8 protein-coding genes and 2 tRNA genes are annotated in these 6,569 nt (G+C 68.4%); 7 read left to right on the top strand and 3 right to left on the bottom strand.

All coding sequences use genetic code 11. The features are described 5' to 3' along the window. From ON27_RS01235 to ON27_RS01205, 7 genes are all read left to right on the top strand, one after another. Positions 1 to 962, top strand: a 962-nt coding sequence (locus tag ON27_RS01235; protein WP_043718010.1) for a DNA cytosine methyltransferase, incomplete at its 5' end; no start/stop codon positions are given. Beyond that, a complete protein-coding gene (locus tag ON27_RS01230; RefSeq protein ID WP_043718007.1) occupies positions 959 to 1,387 on the top strand; it encodes a very short patch repair endonuclease in 429 nt (142 codons plus the stop codon). The genes ON27_RS01235 and ON27_RS01230, both read left to right, overlap by 4 nt. A 218-nt stretch (positions 1,388 to 1,605) precedes the next feature. Continuing rightward, positions 1,606 to 2,334, top strand: a complete 729-nt coding sequence (locus ON27_RS01225) for a DUF998 domain-containing protein (RefSeq protein ID WP_245559739.1) — start codon at positions 1,606 to 1,608, stop codon at positions 2,332 to 2,334. Between the two features lie 193 nt (positions 2,335 to 2,527). Continuing rightward, positions 2,528 to 2,920, top strand: coding sequence for a RidA family protein (locus ON27_RS01220; protein ID WP_083887320.1), 393 nt, complete (start codon positions 2,528 to 2,530; stop codon positions 2,918 to 2,920). 68 nt (positions 2,921 to 2,988) lie between these two features. Next, entirely contained in the window at positions 2,989 to 3,711 is a 723-nt protein-coding gene (locus ON27_RS01215; protein ID WP_043718001.1) for a maleylpyruvate isomerase family mycothiol-dependent enzyme, read from the top strand. Positions 3,712 to 4,099: 388 nt separating this feature from the next. Further along, entirely contained in the window at positions 4,100 to 4,546 is a 447-nt protein-coding gene (locus ON27_RS01210; RefSeq protein WP_051046104.1) for a cytochrome P450 family protein, read from the top strand. A gap of 172 nt (positions 4,547 to 4,718) precedes the next feature. Then, positions 4,719 to 5,189 carry a TrmO family methyltransferase domain-containing protein gene (locus tag ON27_RS01205; protein WP_043717998.1) on the top strand — a complete coding sequence of 157 codons (471 nt, stop codon included), beginning with the start codon at positions 4,719 to 4,721 and terminating at the stop codon, positions 5,187 to 5,189. Between the two features lie 289 nt (positions 5,190 to 5,478). On the opposite strand, the gene ON27_RS01200 is transcribed toward ON27_RS01205, so the two are convergent. The 3 genes from ON27_RS01200 to ON27_RS01190 all read right to left on the bottom strand — a co-directional run bounded on the left by ON27_RS01200 (position 5,479) and on the right by ON27_RS01190 (position 6,472). Next, positions 5,479 to 5,551: transfer RNA gene (locus tag ON27_RS01200), tRNA-Arg, on the bottom strand. 34 nt (positions 5,552 to 5,585) lie between these two features. Continuing rightward, positions 5,586 to 5,675, bottom strand: a tRNA-Ser gene (locus ON27_RS01195). An 89-nt stretch (positions 5,676 to 5,764) separates the two neighbouring features. Continuing rightward, entirely contained in the window at positions 5,765 to 6,472 is a 708-nt protein-coding gene (locus ON27_RS01190; protein ID WP_043717996.1) for a dienelactone hydrolase family protein, read from the bottom strand. Positions 6,473 to 6,569 lie beyond the last annotated feature (97 nt).

Here is a 6,569-nt window from a genome sequence, read left to right as displayed (position 1 = left end):
GGACCGAGCTGGTAGCGGCCGGATTCCCGTGCCAGGACCTCTCCCAGGCCGGGCGCACCGCCGGCATCACCGGCACCCGCTCGGGCCTGGTCGACGAGGTGTTCCGGCTGGTGCGCCGCAAGCGCGGCCCACGCTGGCTGCTGATCGAGAACGTGCCGTTCATGCTGCAGCTGGGCCGCGGCGCGGCCATGCGGCACATCACCGGCGCGCTCGAGGATCTCGGCTACACCTGGGCCTACCGGGTGGTGGACGCCCGCGCGTTCGGCTTGCCGCAGCGCAGACAGCGGGTGCTGATGCTGGCTTCCCGCACCGAGGACCCGCGCTCGGTGCTGTTCGGCGAGGACGCCGGTCCGCGCATCATCGGCGATCCCGAGGTCGACCCGTGCGGGTTCTACTGGACCGAGGGCGTGCGCGGGCTGGGCTGGGCGGTGAACGCGGTACCGACGCTGAAGGGCGGCTCCGCGCTCGGCATCGCCAGTCCGCCCGCGGTGCGGCTGCCGTCCGGGGAGATCGTCACGCCGGGCATCGCCGACGCCGAACGCCTGCAGGGCTTCGACGCGGGCTGGACGGCGCCCGCGACCGAGGTGCCGGGCGTGCGGAAGGGCCACCGCTGGAAACTGGTCGGCAACGCGGTGAGCGTGCGGATGGCGGCCTGGGTGGGTGCCCGGCTGGCCGCCCCGCTGGATCCGATCCCCGGCGATCAACCGCTGCCGCCGGGCACGCCGTGGCCGGTCGCCGCGTGGGGGCACGGCGGTGTGGCCCATCGGGTGCCGGTGTCCACCTGGCCGGTGCACGAGCCGTACGAGGACCTGACCCACTTCCTCGCCGAGGCGCAGTTGCTCTCCGCCCGCGCCACGGCCGGGTTCCTGCGCCGCACCACCATGGGCAGTCTGCGTTTTCCGCCCGGCTTCCTCGCCGACGTGGAAAGCCATCTGGACCGGATGGGCGGTTGGGCGGCATGAACCGGCGGCTTACCACCGACGCGGCCACCAGCGCGCGGATGGCGCGTCAGCGACGCACCGGAACCGATCCCGAACTCGCTTTGCGCCGGGAACTGCATCGCCGCGGGCTGCGGTATTTCGTCGACCGCGCGCCGATCCGCGGGCAGCGCCGGCGCGCCGACCTGGTGTTCCCGCGGCGTCGGGTCGCGGTCTACGTGGACGGCTGTTTCTGGCACCGCTGCCCGCAGCACGCCACCGATCCGAAGAACAACGCCGAGTGGTGGGCCGCCAAACTGGCGGGCAACGTCGCCCGGGATCGCGCCACCGACGCGGCGCTGATCGCGGCGGGATGGCAGGTGGTCCGCGTCTGGGAGCACGAGGATCCGCTCAGCGCGGCCGACCGCGTCCAGGCGGCGCTGTCAGCGGTGTCGCACCCGCACGAGTGAACGTGGGGCGTGCGCGGCCAGGTAGCCGGACATCACCATCACCGTCATGACCGCGATTCCGGCGGCGGCGGTCGCGAATCCGAGCATGGGGACCTCCTCGAGTTGCAGCTGACGTCCAGCGTGCCGGGCGAAGCTGACAAGACCCTGTGTCCCGGATGGTAGTGACATGTGCGGCCCGCCGCTGTCCGGCGCGCTCTAACAACCAGCACAATGAGGGCGTGACGGGTGGCCCGGAGATCACCGTTCGGCGCGTGCGGCCGACAATACTGCTGGTCGCCGCGGCGATCGCGCTCGCTGGGCTGTGCTACTCGTCCTGGGTGCTGCAATTCGCGCTGCCGATAGACCTCGACCCGGTCGATACGTTCCTCAGCGAATTGGACGCGGAAGGAAAGCCGTACCGCGAGGTGTTCGCGACAGCGGACCTGATCGTCGGGGCCACGCTGACAACTGCCGCGCTCGCCGGACTTCTGTTGTTTCCCCGCCGCAAGCTGACCACGACCGGTTGGATCGCGCTGTTCTGCTTCGGGGCGGCGACCATCGCCGACGTCCTGCTACCGCTGCGCGACTGCGCTCCCGGTGAGCGCGGGTGCGGGGGTTCACGCGAACTGTTCCCACAGCTGCATCAGCCGCACGCCCTGACGAGCACATTGGCGGTGACCTCGATCGCGGTGGCCGCGCTCGCTTTCGGCCTCGCCGCGTTCCGCTATCGGCGCTGGCGAGTGCTGCGCGAATTCGGCCTGGTCGTGCTGGTGATCGGTGCGCTGGCGACGGCATGGATGCTGGTGGCCGACCACCTGCCGGGGAATCACGCCCTCGGGATAGCGCAGCGGATCCAGGTCGGCGCGATGTCGCTGTGGTTGATCGCCTTGGCCGTAGCGGTGCTCGCGGAGGGCCGGGATCGGGCCGAGCCGAACAGATTGCGAGTCAGCGCAGCAGCACGACCGTGACGTCGTGGTCGTCGCCCTACCTAGCGCACCCAGCAAACCAGGGCATGCACCCCGCCGCACTGACCGCTGCACTGCTGGGTCGCCGTCGCAACGCCCTGTACATCCCGGCACCGATTCGGGTTCCACCGCCGAGCGCCGCGCACTCGACTGTCCGGCATATGACCGCGCCGAGCGCCGTGCGATGCTTTCGCGCATGAGTGATCGCGTGAACATCTCCTCGGGTTCGGAGTTCGAAGACATCGTCGGCTACTCGCGGGCGGTCCGGCTCGGCAATGTCATCGCGGTCAGCGGCACCACCGCTTCGGCCCCCGGCGGCACGGCGGTCGGCGGCGACGACATCGGCGAGCAGACCAGGGAAACCCTGCGACGCGTCGCCTCCGCGCTGGAGGAGGCGGGCGCGAGCCTGGCCGACGTGGTGCGCACCCGCATCTTCGTCACCGATATCGCGCGCTGGCCCGAGGTCGCCGAAGCGCACGCGGAGGCGTTCGGCGCGATCCGTCCCGCGACGGCCATGTACGAGATCAAGGCTCTGATCACCCCCGCCCTGCTGGTCGAGATCGAAGCCGACGCGATCGTCGGCGGCTAGGCGAGGCTCGGTCGAACCCGGCCCGTCGATGGCGGCGAGCCGGGTTCCCGCTCGCTAGGGTCGAAACCGTGACCACCGCCTCGCAGACCCCCGTGCAACTCGACACCGTCGCCGAGGCGACCACTCGCCTGCTCGACACCATCCGCGGCCTCGACGAGCGCGCCGTCACCGAACCATCCGCGCTGCCCGGCTGGACCCGCGGCCACGTCCTGGCCCATCTCGCCCGCAACGCCGACAGCCTGCTGAACCTGCTGCTGTGGGCCCACACCGGCATCGAGATCCCGCAGTACGCCAGCACTTTCCTGCGTGATCACGACATCGAGGCGGGCGCGTCCCGCCCACTGCCCGAACACCTCGCCGACAACGCGGCCGCCACCACCCGTTTCCTCGCCCTCGCCCGCTCACTCACCGACGACGCTTGGCGAGCACAGGTGCGCACCCGGCAGGGCCGCCCGATCCCAGCGGCCGAAGTCCTTTGGATGCGCCTGCAAGAGGTCGAGATTCACCACGTCGACCTGAACACGGGTTATCTTCCCTCCGATTGGCCCGCCCCCTTCGTCGCCCGCATCCTCCCGCAGGCCACCGCCGACCTCACCCGTCTCACCGCCGACACCCCACTCGAACCGTTCACCCTTCGCGCCACGGACTCCGACTACACCGCCACCATCGGAACCGCCTCGCCCACCCACACCATCTCCGGCCCGGCCTCATCCCTCGCCGCTTGGCTCCTCGGCCGCGGCGCCGGTTCTGATCTCACCGGCGACCTGCCTCCCCTCCCGGCCTGGAAGTAACCCCACGAGTGGCGCCCCGCCGCGGCATCGTCCGAAGAGAGCGCTTTGTAGCGGCCGCCATTTATGTCGGTTTCAGTACCGAATCTGTCGTTTCCGACAGTAGGTTCGGCCGCTCGGGCAAGCTAGCGTGATGTTTGCAACGAAGGCACGGAGAAGTCGGCGCGCGTGAACCACCCACGTGCCTGCGCTCACCGATCACCCTCGCCGGATTCCTGTTCCCTCGCCTGGAGTCACGTCTATGACCACAGCAAACTCCTCGGTACCCGGGCCCCGACCCACGGCTGCCCGAACCTGTCCGGTCCAGGGATCTCCTATCAACGCCAACACACCTCAAGTCTGTCTGCGTAGCCGGAAGTTCGTCGCTGATCCGCACAGCGGTTACCGCCAGATGCGCAGCCGACACGGCTCGCTGGTACCGATGGAGTTGGCGCCGAATGTGCCCGCCACTCTGGTGATCGGATACCGCACCGCACTGCGCATCCTCAACGACCCCGACCGCTTTCCGGCCGATCCACGGACCTGGCAGCAGAGCATTCCCGACGACTCCCCCGTCAAGCCGATGCTGGAGTGGCATCCGAATGCCTTGCGCAACACCGGCGCAGCACATGCCCGCTACCGTCAGACGTATACCGCGAGCATCGACGGGATCGACCTGCACGCGCTGCATGCCACGGTCGAGAAGATCGCGATCCCGCTGATCAACAGTTTCTGTACGTCCGGTTCGGCCGACCTGGTGTCGCAGTACGCGTTTCCGCTCGTCTTCGAGGCCCTCAACCAGATATCTCCTCCGTTGACCCGCACGGAACCCACCGCCGGAAGCAGCGGGAACCGATAGGCCGCACCGGACCACGACGTGACAATCTCGCCGAGCAGACCTGCGCTACGCGAACATTCGCGGTCGGGTCGCACTTCGGCACCGGGCCTCGGGCCACCCTGTGGCTGGTTTACGTGAGAGCACGAGCACGCAGCAGAGTACTAGCCGCCAATGGGAAGTAGGACAAGGTCGTATGGCAGACGAAGTGTTCGAAGTAGCGCCGGTTGCCCATGTCGTCGGTGGTCGCCGCGAAGCTATGGACGATCACTGGGGCGGTACCGAAGCGATCATCCGCATAGACGATCGCCGGTTCACGGTGAAGTCGGTGCAAGGCTTGGAGGAGTTCAGTCACCTCGAGATCGTGTTCCGGTTCCGGTTGACCGATCCGACGGACTTGGGTCTCGGTGGGTCCGATATCCGGGGTAACGCGACGTCGCCGGAGGTCGGCATCTTCGCGCATCGAGACATGCCGCGCATCAACTGGCTCGGAGTATCTCGTGCTCGCCTGCTCCGAGTGGACGGCCTGGACTTGCACGTGGCCGAGCTGGACGCGGTGGACGGCACACCCGTGCTGGACATCAAGCCCTGGTTCGCGCAACTCGGTCCACGGGGAGAGATCCGGCAGGCCCGGTGGTCCACCGAGATGCTGGACAACTATTCCTAGACGTACGCACAAGATGCGCCTGACCCGCCCACGTCGGGCGGGGGCGCAGATCCGTGGCATCGGCGTCCGCCTTCACGCGACGCCCCGCCCTTCGTGGAGACGAAGTGGCGGGGCCTGCGCCTCAGCTCGGTCACCTGACGACGGGCACCTCTGTGAATGTCCTCGACGTCGTGCAGCACGACGCGGCGAGGGGTATGGACGCGCCGTTCGAGTGAGAACGTCGTCAATAGGTGTCGTCAGAGATGCGAGAAGGCCCCTCCGCTGATACCGGAGGGGCCTTCTACCTCTGTGCGCCCGAAGGGATTCGAACCCCTAACCTTCTGATCCGTAGTCAGATGCTCTATCCGTTGAGCTACGGGCGCAGGTGTTATTCAGTTGTGCCCGGTTTCCCGGGTGTGGCGGAGGCGAGAGGATTTGAACCTCCGGTCCCCGTGAAGGGACAACTCATTAGCAGTGAGTCCCATTCGGCCGCTCTGGCACGCCTCCTGGAGCCTTCTCTTCCGAGGGCACCGGTCCTTTCGAACCGCCGAGCCAAAAGGTTACAGGAGCTACCGTCCAGATCACAAAACGGCTGGTCAGCGCAGGTTACTGTCGAACCAGTCGAAGATTCTGGTCTGCGAATCGACGGCTTCGTCACCGTCGTCCGCCTCCGAGGTGTCGGCGCGGTGGTGCAGGCCGGGGTAGGTGACGACCAGGCTGGCGACGGCGGCGCGAGCGGTCGCGTCGCGGAGTTCGTCGACCTGGGCGGGCGGGGTGGCCGGGTCGTCCACGCCGAACAGGCCGAGCCACGGAGCCTGCAGATGCGGGGCGGCGCGCACCAGGGCGTCGGCCTGGTCGGTGAGCGGCTCGGTGATGCCGGGCGCCGCGACGCTCACCGCGGCGCCGATCGGACGATTGGTCGCGACCAGGAACGCGGCGGTGCCCGCGGTGTCGAACCCGAGCACGCCGATGGTGTCGGGGAACACTCCGCGCCGGGTGAGCCAGTCGAAGCAGGCGTCGAAGTCTTCGAACAGCTCGTCACCGAAGACTCCGCCGCCCGGTTGGCCGCCTCCCCGGTGGAAAAGTTTGGGCGCGACAACCGTCCACCCCTCGCCCGCCAGTGCGTCCATCAGGTCGCGTAACGCGCCGGTGAACTCGCCGGACTCGTGCAGCAGCACGATTCCGCCGCGGGCGTTTCCCTCTGGCTCCACCACCGTGATGGGCACCTGCCCACCGCTGGCCGGCCGCTCGTCTTCCTGGTCGCTACCCCGCAGCGGGGCCATATCGTCGTAGGTGCCCGACATGAAACCAGCGTAGGGCGAGTTGCTGATCTTCGGTAGAAATTGCACGTGGGGGCCTATAGCCCAGAGAATTTCCGGTACGCCGCCGGGCCCCTCCACC

Source organism: Nocardia asiatica NBRC 100129 (genome assembly GCF_000308415.1).
Taxonomy (GTDB): Bacteria; Actinomycetota; Actinomycetes; order Mycobacteriales; family Mycobacteriaceae; genus Nocardia; species Nocardia asiatica.
Note: the sequence above shows the minus strand (reverse complement) of the source record. Positions and strands in the feature narration are given on the sequence as shown.

Excerpts from the sequence above, each read along its gene's own strand:
- ON27_RS01190 (WP_043717996.1), bottom strand. The coding sequence starts at position 6,472 with ATGTCGGGCACCTACGACGATATGGCCCCGCTGCGGGGTAGCGACCAG.
- ON27_RS01230 (WP_043718007.1), top strand. The coding sequence starts at position 959 with ATGAACCGGCGGCTTACCACCGACGCGGCCACCAGCGCGCGGATGGCG.
- ON27_RS01205 (WP_043717998.1), top strand. The coding sequence starts at position 4,719 with ATGGCAGACGAAGTGTTCGAAGTAGCGCCGGTTGCCCATGTCGTCGGT.
- ON27_RS01210 (WP_051046104.1), top strand. The coding sequence starts at position 4,100 with ATGCGCAGCCGACACGGCTCGCTGGTACCGATGGAGTTGGCGCCGAAT.
- ON27_RS01220 (WP_083887320.1), top strand. The coding sequence starts at position 2,528 with ATGAGTGATCGCGTGAACATCTCCTCGGGTTCGGAGTTCGAAGACATC.